The sequence below is a fragment of the Roseospira visakhapatnamensis genome (genome assembly GCF_014197915.1).
In the GTDB taxonomy this organism is placed as follows: Bacteria; Pseudomonadota; Alphaproteobacteria; order Rhodospirillales; family Rhodospirillaceae; genus Rhodospira; species Rhodospira visakhapatnamensis.
Genome location: NZ_JACIGK010000003.1, coordinates 205498 through 222940, shown reverse-complemented (window position 1 = coordinate 222940; position 17443 = coordinate 205498). Strand labels below are relative to the sequence as shown.

The following is a 17443-nucleotide window of genomic DNA, read 5'->3' as shown; positions in this document are numbered from 1 at the left end:
CCGAGCCAGGACGCGTTGGTTGCTTTTCACGGTCACTTCGACCCTTCAATCGTTAAGATTTTTCTTCCTAGACTCTATCAACAATAAGTCGCTCAATCGCCTGTTGATGGCTCGACGGGACCGGAACCCGGATGCGTTCATGGCATTGGACCCCGTCCCGTTCCTGTGGCAAGAGTCGAGGGGGCGTCGGGGAACCTGGTCGAAACAAGCCGGCGCGGCCCGGCGAATGAGTCATACCAACCGGCCGTGATCCGGACTCATCGGAATCATGGTCATACGCTGCCCCGGACACCCGTCGGGCGTTCGCGCCATGGACGTTGGCGCCGCGACGCGGCACCGGGGGTAGCGGCCTCCGGAGTCCCCGGAGTCCTATGGATCCGGCACCGCATGGCGGTGCCGGGGCGCGCCGACCGGTATCGCACGCATCCGCCGCCGGTCCGGCACCAAGAATCACGATGCGCGGACCCCAATCCCAGGGCCCGCGCCGACGAAGAGGGAGAGCACCATCATGATGAGGACGACGATGACCCTGGGCCTGGGCCTGATGATGGCTTGCGTGACGGCCGCCGATGCGTCCGCCCGGACCCTGAAGGCATCGCACCAGTGGCCCAGCGGCAAGGGCGATCTCCGAGACGAGATGGTGCAGATCATCGCCCGCGAAGTGGCGGCGGCGGACGTCGGCATCGACGTGCGCGTCTATCCCGGCGCCCAGTTGTTCAAGCCGCGCGAGCAATGGAACGCCATCGTCAAGGGGGTTCTCGACATCACCGCCTTCCCGCTGGACTACGCCAGCGGTCAGCACCCGCAGTTCAGCGCCACGCTGATGCCGGGCCTGGTGAAGAACCACGACCATGCGATGCGCCTGAACGACTCGCCCTTCATGGACGACATCAAGGCCATCATCAACGAGGCCGGCGTGGTGGTGCTGGCCGACACATGGCTGGCCGGCGGGTTCGCGGGCAAGACCGATTGCATCGTGGCGCCCGAGGACGTGGCCGGCCAGACCATGCGCGCCGCCGGCCCGGCGTTCGAGGAAATGCTGGTGGGCGCCGGCGCCTCCATCGCCTCCATGCCCAGTTCCGAGATCTACACCGCCCTCCAGACCGGGGTGCTGGACGGCGCCAACACCTCCTCGGGGAGCTTCCTGTCCTATCGGCTGTACGAGCAGGTGTCGTGCCTGACTCCGCCCGGCGACTACGCGCTGTGGTTCATGTACGAGCCCATCCTGATGTCCCAGCGGACCTGGGACAGCCTGACCGAGGACCAGCAGGCGGCCTTCATGGCGGCCGGCGAGAAGGCCGAGGCATATGCCCACGAGGCGGCCAAGGCGGTGGACGGCAAGATGGTCGCCGCGTTCGAGGACGCCGGTGTCGAGATCGCCACCATGGACGAAGCGCAGTTCCGGGCCTGGCTGGCCATCGCCGACACCACCGCCTATGCCGGCTTCGCCGACACGGTGGACGGGGGCCGCGCGCTGCTCGACAAGGCGCTGGCGGTCGACTAGCCCGGGCTGTCCGCGCCGACGCCGGCGCGCGCGCCTGGTCGCGTAACCGATCCCGGTCACCGTGGATCGATCGCTTGCGATGGGTCCCACGGGCGGCCGGGTGGCCGGCTCCAGGCCAGGATGGACGCCCGTCCCGGTTGCCCCCGTGGGCCGCCGCCCGTCGGTCGGCCTCTCTTTTGTCGTCCCGGGAAGACCGCCGCGCCGAGGGCTTCCCAAGGAGCTTCCATGGACACCTTCATCCTCGCCGTGCGGACGCTGTCGCGCCTGTGCGGCGTCACCGCCGCCGCCATGATGGGCGCCTCCGTGCTGGTGGTGACCCACATGGTCGTGGTGCGCTACTTCCTCAATGAAAGCACGGTCTGGCAAACCGATTTCGTCACCTACGTGCTGGTGGCGGCCACCTTCATCGGCTGTCCATACGTGCTGATGCAGCGCGGGCACGTGAACGTGGACCTTGTGCCCCTTGTCCTGCCGCACCGGGCGCGCCTGGGACTGGCCTTCCTGGCGGCGGCGGTCGGCCTGCTGTTCTGCGGGGTGCTGGCCTGGAAGGGCCTCGACCTGACGCTGGAGGCCTACCGCGAGGGGTGGCAGTCCGCGTCGGTCTGGAAGGTGGACATGTGGCTTCCCTACGCCGCCCTGCCGCTGGGGTTGGGGCTGACCTGCCTCCAGTACCTGGCCGACGTGCTGGCGCTGGCCACGGGGCGGGACCTGCCCTTCAACATGCGGCCCGACGAACGATAGGCGTCGATCGCCGCGTGTCCGCGCGGCGCAAGGGGAGCAATTCAGTATGGATCCGTTGTTGATCGGCGCCCTGATCGGGCTGACCACCGTGTTCATCCTGTCGCTGGGGGTGCCGGTGGCCTTCGGGCTGGGCCTTGTGGCCATCGGCTACCTGGTCTGGTTCGATGGCTGGTTCAGCCTGTCGGTGATCGCCGAGACCTTCTATGCCGGCATCGGCCACTTCTCCATGGTCTCCATCCCCATGTTCATTCTGATGGGGGCGGCGGTGGCCAGTTCCCCGGCCGGCAAGGACCTATACGAGGCCCTGGACCGCTGGCTGTACCGGGTGCCGGGGGGCCTGATCATCTCCAACCTGGGGGCCTGCGGCATCTTCGCCGCCCTGTCGGGCTCGTCGCCGGCCACCTGCGCGGCCATCGGCAAGATGGGCATTCCGGAGATGCGAAAGCGCGGCTATCCGGCCAGCCTGGCGACCGGGTCCATCGCCGCCGGCGGCACGCTCGGCATCCTCATCCCGCCGTCGATCACCATGATCGTCTACGGCATCGCCACCGAGACCTCCATCGGCCGGCTGTTCTTCGCCGGCCTGGTCCCCGGCGCGATGCTGGTGGCGCTGTTCATGGCCTGGTCGCTGTTCGACGCCTGGCGGAAGGGCTACAAGCTGACCGGCCAGTCGAACACCGGCTTCACCCTGTGGCAGCGCGTCCAGATCCTTCCCAAGGTGCTGCCCTTCCTGGCGATCATCGTCGGCGTGCTGTACGTGCTCTATGGCGGCATCGCCACGCCGTCGGAAACCGCCGGGGTCGGCGCCCTGCTGTGCATCATCCTGGTGGTGCTCATCTACCGCATGTGGAGCGCCGGACGGCTGTGGACCGTGCTGTCCGACGCCACCCGCGAGAGCGTCATGATCCTGATGATCATCGCCGCCTCGGAGCTGTTCTCCTACACCCTGTCCAGCCTGTTCGTGACCCAGTCCATCGCCCAGTCGATCGCCGAGATGGAGGTGAACCGATGGGTGCTGATGGGTATGATCAACCTGTTCCTGCTGGTGACCGGCTTCTTCCTGCCGCCGGTGGCGGTGATCCTGATGACGGCGCCGATCCTGCTGCCGATCGTCATGGACGCCGGGTTCGATCCCTACTGGTTCGCGGTGGTGCTGACCATCAACATGGAGATCGGCTTGATTACACCGCCGGTGGGGCTCAACCTGTATGTGATCAACGGCATCACGCCGGACGTTCGGTTGCCAACCATCCTGTGGGGGGCACTGCCCTATGTGGGCTGCATGGTGCTGGGCATCATCATCCTGTGCGTGTTTCCGGGCCTGGCCACCTGGCTGCCCGACCTGCTGATGGGACCCGGGGGATGACCGTCCGGCGGCGGGATCATCGGCGATCGAACCATACGGAGGGGACTATGAGCAAGGCAGAGGACCCGGCGGTCGTGGTCCGCCACGTTCTGTGCGCGCGGCGCGAGGGACTGAAGCGGATGTCCTACCGCCAGCAGGGACCGGCGCACGCCCCGCAGGGCCAGGAGGGGGCGCCGTCGATCATCTGCGTGCACGGGCTGACCCGCAACGCGCACGACTTCGACGCCCTGGGCGCCGCGCTGGCCGCGACCGGCCGGCGCGTGCTGGCCGCCGACGTGCTAGGGCGCGGCGCGAGCGACTGGCTGGCCGATCCCATGGGCTACGCGGTGCCGGGCTACGTGGGCGACATGATGGGGCTGATCGGGCGCGCCACGTCGTCGCCGCGCCAGGACCAGGTGGACTGGGTGGGCACCTCCATGGGGGGCCTGATCGGTCTGGTCCTGGCCGCCAGCCCCATTTCGCCGATCCGCCGGCTGGTGCTCAACGACGTGGGCCCGTTCCTGCCACAGGCGGCGCTGGAGCGCATCGCCGCCTACGTGACCGCCGAGGCCCCGGTATTCGACTCGCTGGAGGCCGCCGAGGCGCACTACCGGGAGATCCACGCGGACTTCGGCCCCATGACCGACGACGACTGGACGGCCCTGACCCGGCACTCCACGGTGCGCACCGAGGATGGCGCCGGATGGCGCCCCCACCAGGACCCCGCCATCGGCGCCCCCGCGGCGGCCATGCCCGCCCACGACATGGACCTGTGGGACGTGTGGGACCAGATCGCCTGCCCCGTCCTGGTGGTGCGGGGCGCGCGATCCGACCTGCTGACACCCGACGTCGCCGAGGAGATGGGCCGGCGCGGACCGGGATGCACGGTGCACACGGTGACCGGCGCGGGCCACGCGCCGACCTTCACCACGCCGGAGATCAATCGCGTGGTGGTGGACTTCCTCGCCGGATAGCGGATGCGCAGGGCATGGACACCAGGGCATGACGACGGACCGGCCGCGGGACGGTTCGGGCCGGGGTCTCGCGCCGGCCCGAAGCGGCGGGACGGCGACCCGACGGGGGGCCGATCCCCCCCCGGCCATGCCACATACGGGCGGGTCTGGCGTGCCCCGGACGGCGCCCGGACCAGGGGTCCCCCCGCCGCCTCGGATCCGCCCGGCGGATCGATGGACCAGAATGACGTATTTTCGTCTTTTTTTCCCCGTCATGATGCGGCCCGTGGTCGACCATCCGATGATCCCGGGGCGCGTGGCGGCATCACGGCGAACCGCGCGGGCCCCCTCTCCATCGGATGCATGACTTCGGAAACCGGCGGCAACCTGGGGGTCGGTCCATGTTACGACCCCGGGTCGCCTGAACCATTGGGGCGGGACACGGTGGGCAGGATCGGACGGCGACGGAGACGAAGACAGGGACGCGACCAACACGCCCCCGACGGCAAGACCGCCACGGGCACCGGCGACCCCGGCGGCGGGCCCGGCGGCGACCGTCGCCGGCATCGGTGCCGGGCAACGCGCCTCGTCGGCGCCCTGGCGGCGCTGATCCTCGTGGCGCCCCTGGCCTGGGCGGTGCCGGACACCTGGGGCAGCACCTGGACCACCGACGCGGAGGACGACCGCGCGACCGTTCAGAAGACCGCCACCGGCGACGCGGAAGCCGACGAGTCAGCGACGGGCGAGCCCGGGCCGGGCGCCGGTCCGGCCGTCATGCCGCCCCCCCTCGACAGCCCGTCCGCAAAACCGGCCGGCTCCACGCTGCTGGAAACGGAATACCGCTGGCTGGTGGCCATCCTGGGCCTGAGCACGGTGGTCCTGTTGGCGTCGGGCGGCCTGGGGGTGTGGTTCTTCTCCCTCAACCAGCAGCTTTCGCGCGAGGCCGACCAGCGGCGCTCGGCGGAAGCCCGCTACCGCATGCTCATCGAGGCCGCGCCCCTGCCCGTCCTGGTGCTGACCATGGACGGCCGGCGCGTGCTGTTCGCCAATTCGCGGGCGCGCGGCATGCTGGGCAACATCGTCGACCTGCCGGCCCCGCCACAGACCCCCAGGACCGATCTGGCGCTGTTCGCCAGCCCGGAGGACGGTGACGCGCTGTTGCGGGCCGTGCGCAAGGGCACGGCGGTGATCGACCGCGAAATGCGCCTGCGCCGGGCCGATGGCCATGCCCTCTGGGTTCACATGTCGGCCGACAGCATCAGCTACGAGGGTGACGACGCCATCTTCCTCGCCTTCGCCGACATCACCGCCCGCCGGGCCGCGGAATTCCGCCTGCGCGACAGCGAACGCCGCCTGCGCATGCTGACCGAGAACATGGTGGACGTCATCTGGACCTTGGATGAATCGCTCCACTACACGTACATCAGCCCCTCGGTGCGGCGCCTGCGCGGATACACGCACGACGATATCATCGGCATCGCCATCGATCAGGTCATCCAGCCGGACGCCTACCGACGCCTGGAGGACTTCATCCGGACCAGTGGCGAGAGCGTCCGCGACACGGGAACCCAGGCCTTCATGGACACGCGGGAGGAATGGGAACTGCCCTGCAAGGGTGGCGGGACCGTGTGGACCGAGGTCAACATCCGCATCTTTTTCGACGAGCACGGCCGCTTCACCGGTATCCAGGGCATGAGCCGGAACATCAGCGAACGCCGCACGCTGGAAGAGGATCTGCGCCGCTCCAACGCCGACCTGGAGCAGTTCGCCTACGCCGTGTCCCACGACCTGCAACAACCCCTGCGCATGGTGTCGCAGTTCCTGGGGCTCCTCAAGCGGCGCCTCGGCGATGACCTGGAGGGCGAACACCGCGAGTTCCTGGACTTCGCCGTGGACGGCGCCCGTCACATGCACGACATGATCAAGGACCTGCTGGAATTCTCGCGCGTGGGCCGGGGCGAGATCCAGCATGATCCCTTGCCCCTGGACCGCCCCCTGGATCAGGCCCTGCACATGCTGGATGCCACCATCCGCGAGGCGGGCGCGATCGTGGAGCGCCACCCCCTGCCCACCGTGCCCGGCGACGAGGGCCAGTTCACGCGCCTGTTCCAGAACCTGCTGGACAACGCCCTGAAGTACGTCGCGCCGGACCGGCGGCCGCACATCGTCATCAGCGCCCACGCCCCGCGCGAGGGATGGTGCGAGGTCAGCGTCGCCGACAACGGCATCGGCGTCGATCCCCGCCAGGTCGGCCGCCTGTTCGCGGTGTTCCAGCGCCTGCAACCGGCCGGAGAGTACCCCGGCACCGGCGTCGGCCTGGCCATATGCCGGCGCATCGTGGAGCGGCACGGCGGCCGCATCCGCCTGGAGTCCGAGGGGCCGCATCGCGGCGCGACCGTGACCTTCACGTTACCGGCCGCGCCCGCCGCCGACGGCCGGACGGATGGCCCCTCCCCCCCGGCGCATCCGCCGACGGCGAACGGGTGACGCACGCGGGCCGGCCACGGACTGCAACGGTCATTCTCAAGGACCGTTGGTATCACTTGCGGATCGGCAGCGTCGCCGCGTAGGCCAGGATACCGGCCGCCACGTCGGCGCCCATGGCCCGCAGCGGCGGCATGTCGTCGCCGGCGTGCCCATTGAACACGCTGTGCAACGAGCGCTCCGGATCCCCGGTCACCATGCGGCCCAGGGGCGGCATGGTGCGCACCGCGCGACCGTCGGCGCCATGGCAGGTGGCGCAGATGGTCTGGTAGGAGGCCTCATACACCGCCTCGTCGCCCCGGAACCGGCCCGTCTGGGGGTCGATCCACGTGGCCATGTCAATCTGTCCCCGGCTGACGAACATCGCCAGATCCTGGATGTCGCGCACGGACAGAAGGCGCTCGTAGTGGTGCGTCTCGTCGACGAGAATGCTCTCGACGTGCTTCGGGAACATGCCGACCATGCCGTCGATCCCCCGGTGAGGCGCCTGGGCATGCTGGCCCCGGGTGACGCCGGCCGCCCCCTTGTAGTCCCAGCCATGACACGCCACGCAGCGCCAGCTGAAGCGTTGCGCCCGGGTCAGGCTGGCCTCGGTCTCCCCGGCCAGGGTGGACCGCGCGGCCTCGGGGTAGGCCGGGTGCCAGCCCTCGGGCACGAGGCCGCCGTTTTCCGTGTACCAGGTGTCGTACAGACGCCCGCCATGCACGATGGCGGCGATGGCCGGGCGGCTGGGCAGGGTCTGCATATAGGCCAGCGTATCGGCGAGACGCGCGTGGTTCAGCACCCGCAGGGGCGGCATGGAGCCGTTGGGGTGACCGTTCAGGATGACGTGCAGGGCGTGCCAGGGTTCCTCGCGACTGAAGTCGCCCAGCGGCGGAATGGCGGTCACGGCCATGCCGTCGGCGCCGTGACACCCGGCGCAGATGGACTGAAAGTAGATGCCACCCGGACCCGGGTCGCCGAACGCGCGGCGCGTGACGGGATCGATCCAGGTGTCCATGCGCACCTGGCCGCGGGTGACGAACAGGGCCAGATCGCGCAGGTCCCCCGCGCGCATCTCCTGGCCGTAGCCATGAAGCCTGTTGCCCAGCACCTCCAGCACCGCCTGTGGATCGCCGCCGGCGGCATCGGTGATACCCCCGGTCAGGCCACCGGACCGGCCATACTGACCCAGGTAGTCCCAGCCGTGGCAGGTGACGCAGCGCCCGGCGGCGGTGACGGCCGCGCCCAGGATCTCGGGCTCCGGCAGGTGGGAGATGCGCCGATCATGGAGGCGCAGTTCCACCCGCCAGTTGTCGTACAGGCGGCCACCGCGCGCGATCGCCGAGATCTCCTCGGCGGCCCACGCAGGCGGCGTGAGGCCGGGGACGAGGGCCGCCAGCAGCGTGACGACCAGAAGGATCGAACCCAGGGGCATGGGGACCACGGCGGCCGGCACCAGGCGACGCGGCACGACGGAACACGTCGAACGACTCACGGTTCATACCCCTCCGGAAGTTCGTGAACGATGCCCTTGTGGCATTCGATGCAGTGCCGTCCTTCCTGCATGGCATCGGGATGCTTGAGGCCGGCGCGGCGCCCCTGCTCGTAGGGGTCCATGGCCTCGAAGGCATGGCACTCGCGGCATTCCCGGGACTCGGTGGCATCGAATTTGGCCCACACCCGTTCCGCCATGTCCAGCCGATGGGCCTCGTACTTCTCCGGCGTGTCGATGGTGCCCAGCAGATGGTGCCAGAGATCCTTGCTGGCGATAATCTTGGCCACCAGCTTGGGGCCGAAGTCGCGCGGCACGTGGCAATCGGCGCACTCGACCCGAATCCCGGTTCGGTTCGCGTAGTGGATCGAGTTCTTGTACTCGGCGTAGGGGCCGATTTCCATCGCGTGGCAGGAGATGCAGAACTCGGTCGTGTTGGTGACGCTGGCGAACACCGTGAACCCGCCATAGGCCCCGCCGATCAGGACGATCGTGGCCAGAACGAAGATGATGCCACCCGACGTGGTGGCGAAGGGATTTCGCATCAGCCGCCGCAGCCAGCTTCGGCCCTGGCTGGACTCGGGCGACGGAGGATCGCCGGGCGGGCCATTCGGGGTATCGGATGCGGACATCGAACCTCCTCACGGGGTCTATGAAAGCGGAACACGGGGACCATTCCGCGATGAACCTGGCGCCGACGGTCAATGAGATCCGTCATCTGGCGTCTGGCGTCTAGCATCCTGTGTTCGGTCGTACAGCTGGCCCGTCGTCCCACCCGGCCCCCGGATGCCCGGCCACGGCCCCCTGGCGTGGTCGGAGTCGGGGTGCGTGGCTGACACCGGCCGTCCCGGGTCCTGACTCGTCGGGCCCAAGGACAGACGCCGCGTCGCGGCACCGACGCGATCGCGTCGGCCGCCGGACAAGAGACGTCCCCTCTCTTGTTCGGCGGTATGACACGGAGCGGCGCGAGACCGAATCGCGGCCCCGGCGCGCCCTCCCCCTCACGGGCGGACGGCGCGCCAGGGCACGCGGCGGGCTAGACGCCCCACACGTCGGTCTTGATGTTCTCGAACCAACTGTGCGCATAGACCTCTTCGCGGGCCCGAATCGAGGGATCCGCGTTGGCGGGCGACACGCCGCCGGCGCCCTCGATCGGTTTCAGGTGGTTTTCGAAATCATCGAACTGGTAGACGGCCGCCACCGAGAAACCAAACTCCGGCCCGGCGATCGAGTAGCAGGCATTGGCCAGCTTCGGCGACGGCGGCTCCTGATCCCGCGCCAGGGCCAGCACGCCGGCGACCGCCGCCTTGGCCTGCGAGTTGGCGCTGGAGGCCGACTTGGGCATGGCGGCGGCGGCGCTGGCGTCTCCCAGCACGTGAATGCCCGGCACGTCCAGGCACTCGAAGGTGCCTTTGTTGACGGTCACCCAGTCCCCGTCCGCCAGGCCGGCGTCGAACGCCAGGCGCCCGGCCTTCTGCGGCGGAATGATATTGACGACATCGCCCTTGAAGTCGCCGGCGCCGGCGCTAGACACGGTCATGGTCGACGGATCCACCTTGGTGACGCCACCGCCGTTGGAGCCGGAGATCCACTCGATCATGCTGTCGTCCGTGCCGAAGCCGTAGAGCTTCTCCCAGGCCTCGGTGAACAGGCCCTGCTTGGAGAACTTGTCCTTGGCATCCAGGAGTATGATCTTGGAGCGGGGTTTGTGACGCTTGAAGTAGCTGGCCACCAGACTGACCCGCTCGTACGGCCCGGGTGGGCAGCGGAACGGGTTGGGCGGCGACACCAGAACGAAGGTGCCGCCATCCTCCATGCTCTCCAGCTGCTGGCGCAGCGCCTGGGTCTGCGGACCGGCCTTCCAGGCGTGCAGCATGGTGCTGTCCGCCACCTCGGCGGAGTAGCCCTCGATGGCGTCGTACTTGAAGTCGATGCCCGGGGCGACCATGCAGCGATCGAAGGACAAGGTGTCCCCGCCCTGGGTGGTGACCGTGCGGGCGGTGGCGTCCACGCCGGTCACCCGGTCGTGCACCACGGTGATGCCCTCGGCGCGCATCGCGTCGTAGCCCACCTGAAGGGTGTCGAAGGAGCGATCGCCCGCCAGGACCTCGTTGCTCATGAAGCAGGTGGTGTAGGTGGGATTGGCCTCGACCAGCGTGACCTCGGCGTCGGGGGCGTAGCGCTTCAGGTAGCGGGCGGCCGTGGCGCCGGCCGGCCCGCCGCCGACGATGACCACGCGGGGTCCGGCGGCGCGGGCGATGGAGGGAAAGCCGGCGAGCCCCAGAGCGGCGGAGGCGCCCGCGAGATGCAGGAATGTGCGTCGTGTCGTCATGGTCTGGGCCTCACTTCACGCTGGCGTAATAGTGCAAGGTCTTCTCGAAGCCCTCCATGCCGTGGGCATCCATCAGTTCCCGGAACTTGCGCGCCTGGCGGCGTTCCATGTCCCGGTGCCCTTCCAGGAAATCCTCAACGGCATAGCGCATGTACACCAGCTTCTGGCCCGCGAGGATGCCGACACCCTCGCCGTCCCGTCCCTCGTTCTCGTGACAGGACTCACAGTATTCGGCGGCAAGTTCCTTGCCCTCGGCGGCCATGGCCATGTCGATGGCCGGCTGCGCCGGCCGCTCGAACGGCAGCCCCTCGAAGTACACCGCCAGTTGCTCGATCTCGTCCTCGGAGAAGCCGCGCGCGATGCGCCCCATGACGGTGGACGGATTGGTGTCGTCCTGATACGTGCGCATCATGTAGGCGAACTGCTCGGCATGCAGCCCGGAGATCGTCGGCACCGCCGGGCCGACTCCGACACCGTTCGGCCCATGGCAGAACGTGCAGGACCCGGCCATGATCTCCAGCGCGTGATCGACCGCCGGCTCGTCACCCAGGGCCGGCGCCGCGGCGGCGGCCAGCCCAACGGTCAGCGTCGCCAGTCCAAGGCGGCGCTGTCCCCTCTTCGAAATATGCATATCCTGGACTCTCCCTGGTTCCATTGATTGCAGTCGTATCGAGACGACATTCTTTATTCATTGTGCTTTTGACTTGATCTGGTCCGTTCCCTTCCGCCCTACCCGGATCGAACGGATCGCGGCACCCTGATTCCGTATATTAGAGACCGCATACGTAACAAGGTCACAGGCGCCGCCGTTAATGTCAAGGGCACGGCGGCGCGACCCCTCTTGACGACGGCATCCCTCGCCCCCATCTCCGGCTTGTAATGGACCGATCGGTTCAGAAAAAGACACTCCACTGCCATTCCCCGAGCCGGAGATCACGCGATGACCGCCTTTCCGAAGCACACCTTGGAGACCGCCCCCGACGAGGTCCGGCCGCTGCTCGAAACCTCCCGCAAGATGTTCGGCCGCATTCCCGGCCTGCACGCCACCATGGCCGAGTCCCCGGCGCTGTTGCGCGGCTATCAGGAGCTGTTCTCCCTGGCCGCCCATACCCGGTTCAGCACCACGGAGCGGCACGTGGCCTGGTTGGCCCTCAACTACGAGAATGGCTGCACCTACTGCATGGCGGCGCACACCGGCCTCGCCAAGAAGGACAGGGTGGACGACGCCATCATCCAGGCGCTTCGCGACGGCCGCCCCCTGGCCGATGCCAAGCTGGAGGCATTGCGCCGACTCGCGGTTCGTCTGGTCAGGGATCGGGGCTGGGTGGACGAGGACGGATTGCGGCCCTTCCTGGACGCCGGCTACACGCGCGGGCACGTCCTGGATCTGGTGCTTCTGGTGGGCGCCAAGACGCTGTCCAACTACACCAACCACCTGGCCGAGACGCCGGTGGACGATGCCGTCAAGCCCTTCGCCTGGACGCCGCCCGATCGTCGGCAGGCGGCGGAGTAGGCCCGACACAGGCAGAACGACGGACCGTGGCCGTCCCTGGGGAGGCCGGTCCACGAGCGTTGGTCTTAACCAGAGGGCGGGATGCGGGGGGCATCCCGTCCCCTAGCGCGGCAACGCTTGCATTCAAGGGGGAATTCCTTGAATGCAAGCGTTGCCGCACAAAACACTGTCTCTAGCAGTGTGTCGGATTTCAACGGCTCAAATCGGCTAACTACTTGATATCATTCATGTTTATTTCTCGGTCAGCAAATCCAACCTTGAATGATATCAATGGGTTAGCCTCTAAATCCGACACACTGCTAGCGCCGTCAGTACCGATCCTCGGCCAGCGACATGACGCCAACGCCCATGGCGACGCTGCCGAAGGTGATGAACAGGCCGGCGAACAGCAGCGCCAGGTTCAAGGCCCACTGGTCGGAGGCCAGCACCAGGGTGCCGATCCCGCCCACGTCGAGGCCAAGGAGCGAAACCCCGAAGGTCAGCGCGCCGGTCAGCCCGTAGGCGAGGTGGCGCAGCATGAACAGCACGGCATGGCGTTCTTGCGGCTGAAGCGGCATGACAGGATCTCCCGACCAGCTCGGCACGCCCGGGCTATCCAGACGGACGGGCGCCCAGCGCGCGCCTCGCCTGGATCCAGACACGATGTCCCCATGATATCAGGAGTCAGGTGCGCTCTGCACGGCGGATGTAAAGGGCACGCCATTGCTGACGTGCCGCTCTCGCCAAGGCCCGAGCATGTCGGAGGGATGCGCGCGGCCCTGCCCGGGATCGCCCCGGGCGGCCGGCCCGGCTCCGGTATCGGCCTCCGGTGGTTTTGGTGCGGTCGAGAAGACTCGAACTTCCACCCCGTTTCCGGGACAGCGACCTCAACGCTGCGCGTCTACCAATTCCGCCACGACCGCACACCGCACCAGCCTGACGCCGGTCGTCCGTGCGACCGCGCCAGAACCATGCAGGTATCAGAAAGGGGACGGGGCATCAAGCGAGACATCGCCCCAGGGCGTTGCGCCGGGGGCGCGGTGTGCCCAGCTTAGGACTTGTCACGCCGGCCGCGTCCGACCGAGACTGAGCCCGCCCGGCCTGGGCAGGCGGCATGTCCGAGCACCCCGGATGGGCGCGCCGTGCGTCGGCCACGCGAGGCGGGCCGCGATGATGCGGCGCCGGGCCATCCGGCGGCGATCGTGTCCCCGGTGTCCCCCGTCCCGCGCCGTGCCGTTACCCCATCCCGTGGTGCGAGGCCTGTCCGGTTATGAGCGAGTCCCTCTCCCTCCGCCGTCCCGATCATCCGCGCGTGGTTCCCCTCGCGCTGCTGGCCGCCGGCCTCGGGCTGCTGGGGGGCGCCATGGTGCTGGAGCACGGCCTGGGCATCGCGCCCTGCGTTCTCTGCGTTTACCAGCGCGTGGCCCCCGCCGTGGTGGTCGTGCTGGCGGCGGTGGCGGCCTGGCCGGCGATCCCCATGCACGGCGCGCGCCGGCTGGTGCTGCTGATAGCCCTGGCGTTCCTCGCCAACACGGTGCTGGCCGGCTATCACATCGGTGTCGAACAACACTGGTGGGCCGGCACCGACGCCTGCGGCAACGGGGACGCGGCGCCGGTCTCCCTGTCCTCCAGCCTGGCGGACCTGCGCGCCGGCCTGACGAACCCGGAGGTCGTGCCCTGCAACACCGTGGCCTGGTCGTTTCTCGGGATTTCGGTGGCAGGTTACAACATGATCCTGTCCATGATGCTGGCGGCCGCGGCGCTATGGGCGACCCGCCGGCCCCATCTGTGGAGATAGCCATGACCGACTCCGCCGCCACGTCCGTGCCCCGGCCCGGCCCGGCCCGCCTGCCCGGTGACCGCCCCCGACGCCAGGAGGTCGCCCGCATGATCCGCGTCGATCACGCCGGCGAGTACGGCGCCGTTCGCATCTATGAAGGCCAGATCGCCGTTCTCGGCAATCAGACGGCCAACGCGGGCGTGCTGCGGCACATGCGCGACCAGGAGCGGGAGCACCTAGCGACCTTCGAGCGGCTGGTGCGCGAACGCCGGGTCCGCCCGACGGCCATGACACCGGTCTGGCACGTGATGGGGTTCGCCCTGGGCGCCGGCACGGCCTTGCTGGGGGAGAAGGCGGCCATGGCCTGCACCGTGGCCGTCGAGGAGGCCATCGACGGTCACTATCAGGCCCAGGCCGATCGTCTGGGCGACGACGACGCCGACCTGCGCGACACCGTGCTGCGGTTTCGCGAGGAGGAACTGGAGCATCGCGACATCGGCCTGCGCAACGGGGCCGAACAGGCGCCGGCCTACCCCGTGCTCTCGTCGGCCATCAAGGGCGGCACCCGGTTCGCAATCTGGGTGTCGGAACGGATCTGACGACGGGCGTTCCGGCGCGGCGGCCCGACCCATCGGCGTCGGTTTCCTGTCAGGTATGGGGCATAACACCCTGAAGCGCGCGCAGAAATAGCGCGCATCCCGAACGGTCCTCGCGTTTCGGGACCCGAGTCGGCGACCGGCATTCTTTTTGCTGGGGCAGAGTCGGGGCGAGGCGTCGTGCCTCGCCCGGCGAACCGGCCCCCCGACAGTCGCACCGGATTCGTTACAATCACTTGATTCAGAAGACAAAACACCAGGTCGGCCGGATCCGGTCACCAGACGACCATTCGTGGTGTTTAATGTGATGCTTTAAAATGCAGGTCTAATCATCGATGTTGTTATACTCAAAATGTTCCGATGGCTGAATCCGCCGCGACGGATGGTCGGGGAGGCTTCGAACGAAAGGGGATTGCACGCGTCATGGTGTTCGGACGTGGCCAACGTGCACAGACAAGTTTGCAGGTGGATCAGGATGTCCCGATGCCCCTGCTCGGCTGGGTGTGGATCGGCTTGGCGGTGCTGTGCGCCATGCTGGCCGCCCTGCCGGTGGACAGCAGCGCCCAGATCCTCATGGTCATGATCTGCCTGCTGGCGGTGTTCCTGCTGCGCCCCATGGTGCCGCGTGACGACCCGAACAGCGTTCTCCGGATCATTGTGCTGTTCCTGGCGCTGTTCATAAGCTTCCGGTACTTCGGCTGGCGGACGTTCGTATCCCTCCATTACGATACCTTCCTGGACGCGCTTCCCGGCCTCATTCTTTACGTCGCAGAGATTTATGCCTTTTCCGTGGCTCTTCTGGGGCTTTTCGTGGCCATCTACCCGGCCCACCGACGCGATCCGCCGCCGGTCCCGGTGGGCGCGCCCATGCCCACGGTGGACGTGTTCATCCCGACCTACAATGAAGACCCGGATCTTCTGGAGACCACCATCCGCGCGGCCTGCCTGATCCGTTATCCCCAGGACCTGCTGCGCATCTATCTGCTCGACGACGGCGGCACCGACCAGAAGTGCACCGACGAGGACCCCGAGACGGCCCAGGCGGCCCGCGCGCGGCGCGAACACCTCCAGGCCATGTGCCAGCGCCTCGGGATCACTTACGTCACCCGGCCCCGGAACGAGATGGCCAAGGCGGGGAACGTCAATCACGCGTTCCGGCAGACCGGCGGCGACCTGATCCTGATCCTGGACGCCGACCATGTCCCCACCATGGACATCCTGGAAAACACGGTGGACTGGTTCCGGGCGTCTCCCAGCACCTTCCTGGTGCAAACCCCTCACTTCATGATCAATCCCGACCCGATCGAACGCAATCTGCTGAAGTCGTTCAGCCGCAGCCCGTCCGAGAACGAGATGTTCTATCGCACCATCCAGTGCGGCCTGGACTTCTGGGATGCTTCGTTCTTCTGCGGGTCGGCGGCCATACTGCGTCGCTCGGCGCTGGAAGAGGCCAACGGCTTCCTGGGCGAGACCATCACCGAGGACGCCGAGACGGCCCTGGACCTGCACGCCCGGGGCTATCGCAGCATCTATCTGGAACGGGCCATGGTGGCCGGGCTGTCGCCGGAGACCTTTGCCGACTTCGTCATCCAGCGCATGCGCTGGACACAGGGCATGGTGCAGATCTTCCTGCTGAAGAACCCGGTCTTCCGGCCCGGCCTGTCCTGGCATCAGCGCCTGGGGTACATCAATTCGTCCCTGTTCTGGTTCTTCCCCTTTGCTCGCCTGGTCTTCGTGCTGGCGCCGCTGATGTACCTGATCCTCGGCATGCGGGTGTACAACGCGACCCTGACCGAGGTGATGATCTACACCGTCCCGCACATGATCGCGGTCTTCTACATGACGGACGTTCTGTTCGGTCGCGTGCGCTGGCCGTTCGTATCCGAACTCTACGAGGTCTTACAGTCCGTCTTCACGGGGCGGGCGTTGTGGCAGGTCATTCGCAACCCCCGCAAACCGCGCTTCGTGGTCACACCAAAAGGACGGACCCTGAACCAGGACTTCATCTCGCCCTATGTCCGCCCGTTCTACGTCCTGCTGGTCCTGGTCGTCACCGGGATTTTCTTCGGCGTATGGCGCTACAGCGTGATCGACATCGATCGCGATCTGACGGTCGTCGCCTTCGCCTGGAACCTGTTCAATCTCATGATCCTGCTGGGCAGCCTGGGCGCGCTGCTGGAGCAGCGCCAGCGCCGCGCCGCGCCGCGCATGCCGTCCCGATACAAGGGCAGCCTGACCATCAAGGACACCACCATTCCCTGCATGATCGTCGACCTGTCGCAAGGAGGCGCCCGCATCTCCCTGGACATGCCGGCGCCCGACGACTGGGCCAGCGGCGACCAGGGCATCCTGGAGGCCATTCGGGGCGATGGGGCCCGCTTCCGGATGAATCTGGAACTGCGGGCCAAGTGGATGTCCGGCCGTTTTGAGCAGTTGGGCACGGTGTTCCGGCCGCGCACCGACGACGAGGTGTTCGACGCCGTGGCCCTGGCCTTCGGGGACAGCGCCCGCTGGGAGACGTTCGTGTCCCGCCGCACGCGCCCGATGATGTTCTGGCGGGCGCTCTGGGTGACGTTGAGGCTGGGCCGCATGGCGGTCACCGAGCACTTCAAGATGCTGTTTTCCCGCCCCCTGGCCAGACTGTTCCGGCGGGCGCCACGGACTCGGACACGGGCGGCTCAAGCAGAAAGCGTTTGAGAGACCAAGGGGGGCATCGATGACAACGGACGACCTGCAGCGCCG

General features: G+C 67.9%; 14 protein-coding genes and 1 tRNA gene. 9 read left to right on the top strand and 6 right to left on the bottom strand.

Annotated features, from left to right (window positions below; all coding sequences use genetic code 11):
* The first annotated feature begins 508 nt into the window (after positions 1-508).
* The 5 genes from dctP to GGD89_RS03480 all read left to right on the top strand — a co-directional run bounded on the left by dctP (position 509) and on the right by GGD89_RS03480 (position 7030).
* Complete coding sequence (gene dctP, locus GGD89_RS03500) at positions 509-1504, top strand: TRAP transporter substrate-binding protein DctP (RefSeq protein ID WP_184042703.1); 996 nt, start codon at positions 509-511, stop codon at positions 1502-1504.
* A 225-nt stretch (positions 1505-1729) separates the two neighbouring features.
* Positions 1730-2245 (top strand): TRAP transporter small permease, encoded by a 516-nt coding sequence (locus tag GGD89_RS03495; protein WP_184042702.1) that lies wholly within the window; start codon positions 1730-1732, stop codon positions 2243-2245.
* A 46-nt stretch (positions 2246-2291) separates the two neighbouring features.
* Positions 2292-3611: a TRAP transporter large permease gene (locus GGD89_RS03490; RefSeq protein ID WP_184042701.1), complete on the top strand. Its 1320-nt coding sequence runs from the start codon at positions 2292-2294 to the stop codon at positions 3609-3611.
* A gap of 47 nt (positions 3612-3658) precedes the next feature.
* Positions 3659-4564 carry an alpha/beta fold hydrolase gene (locus GGD89_RS03485; protein WP_184042700.1) on the top strand — a complete coding sequence of 302 codons (906 nt, stop codon included), beginning with the start codon at positions 3659-3661 and terminating at the stop codon, positions 4562-4564.
* 594 nt (positions 4565-5158) lie between these two features.
* Positions 5159-7030: an ATP-binding protein gene (locus GGD89_RS03480; RefSeq protein WP_184042699.1), complete on the top strand. Its 1872-nt coding sequence runs from the start codon at positions 5159-5161 to the stop codon at positions 7028-7030.
* Positions 7031-7082: 52 nt separating this feature from the next.
* Here GGD89_RS03480 and GGD89_RS19915 read toward each other — a convergent pair whose 3' ends face one another.
* The 4 genes from GGD89_RS19915 to GGD89_RS03460 form a co-directional block, all read right to left on the bottom strand.
* Positions 7083-8504 carry a c-type cytochrome gene (locus GGD89_RS19915; protein WP_184042698.1) on the bottom strand — a complete coding sequence of 474 codons (1422 nt, stop codon included), beginning with the start codon at positions 8502-8504 and terminating at the stop codon, positions 7083-7085.
* Positions 8501-9133, bottom strand: coding sequence for a NapC/NirT family cytochrome c (locus GGD89_RS03470; protein WP_221238303.1), 633 nt, complete (start codon positions 9131-9133; stop codon positions 8501-8503). The genes GGD89_RS19915 and GGD89_RS03470 overlap by 4 nt, the downstream gene beginning before the upstream one ends.
* A gap of 404 nt (positions 9134-9537) precedes the next feature.
* Complete coding sequence (locus tag GGD89_RS03465; protein ID WP_184042697.1) at positions 9538-10833, bottom strand: NAD(P)/FAD-dependent oxidoreductase; 1296 nt, start codon at positions 10831-10833, stop codon at positions 9538-9540.
* Positions 10834-10843: 10 nt separating this feature from the next.
* On the bottom strand, positions 10844-11464 hold the full coding sequence (locus GGD89_RS03460; RefSeq protein ID WP_184042696.1) for a c-type cytochrome: 621 nt from the start codon (positions 11462-11464) through the stop codon (positions 10844-10846).
* Positions 11465-11773: 309 nt separating this feature from the next.
* Here GGD89_RS03460 and GGD89_RS03455 point away from each other — a divergent pair, with 309 nt between their 5' ends.
* Positions 11774-12346 (top strand): carboxymuconolactone decarboxylase family protein, encoded by a 573-nt coding sequence (locus GGD89_RS03455; protein ID WP_184042695.1) that lies wholly within the window; start codon positions 11774-11776, stop codon positions 12344-12346.
* A 308-nt stretch (positions 12347-12654) separates the two neighbouring features.
* Here GGD89_RS03455 and GGD89_RS03450 read toward each other — a convergent pair whose 3' ends face one another.
* Both GGD89_RS03450 and GGD89_RS03445 read right to left on the bottom strand, forming a co-directional pair.
* Positions 12655-12903 (bottom strand): hypothetical protein, encoded by a 249-nt coding sequence (locus GGD89_RS03450; protein ID WP_184042694.1) that lies wholly within the window; start codon positions 12901-12903, stop codon positions 12655-12657.
* Between the two features lie 258 nt (positions 12904-13161).
* Positions 13162-13248: transfer RNA gene (locus tag GGD89_RS03445), tRNA-Leu, on the bottom strand.
* A gap of 347 nt (positions 13249-13595) precedes the next feature.
* On the opposite strand from GGD89_RS03445, the gene GGD89_RS03440 reads away from it, so the two are divergent.
* The 3 genes from GGD89_RS03440 (at position 13596) to bcsA (ending at position 17398) form a co-directional block, all read left to right on the top strand.
* Positions 13596-14123: a disulfide bond formation protein B gene (locus GGD89_RS03440; protein ID WP_184042693.1), complete on the top strand. Its 528-nt coding sequence runs from the start codon at positions 13596-13598 to the stop codon at positions 14121-14123.
* 2 nt (positions 14124-14125) lie between these two features.
* The gene (locus GGD89_RS03435) at positions 14126-14704 is read left to right on the top strand and encodes a demethoxyubiquinone hydroxylase family protein (protein WP_221238302.1); all 579 of its coding nucleotides are present in this window, start codon (positions 14126-14128) and stop codon (positions 14702-14704) included.
* A gap of 480 nt (positions 14705-15184) precedes the next feature.
* Positions 15185-17398, top strand: coding sequence for a UDP-forming cellulose synthase catalytic subunit (bcsA, locus tag GGD89_RS03430; RefSeq protein WP_184042691.1), 2214 nt, complete (start codon positions 15185-15187; stop codon positions 17396-17398).
* The last annotated feature ends 45 nt before the right edge of the window (positions 17399-17443 follow it).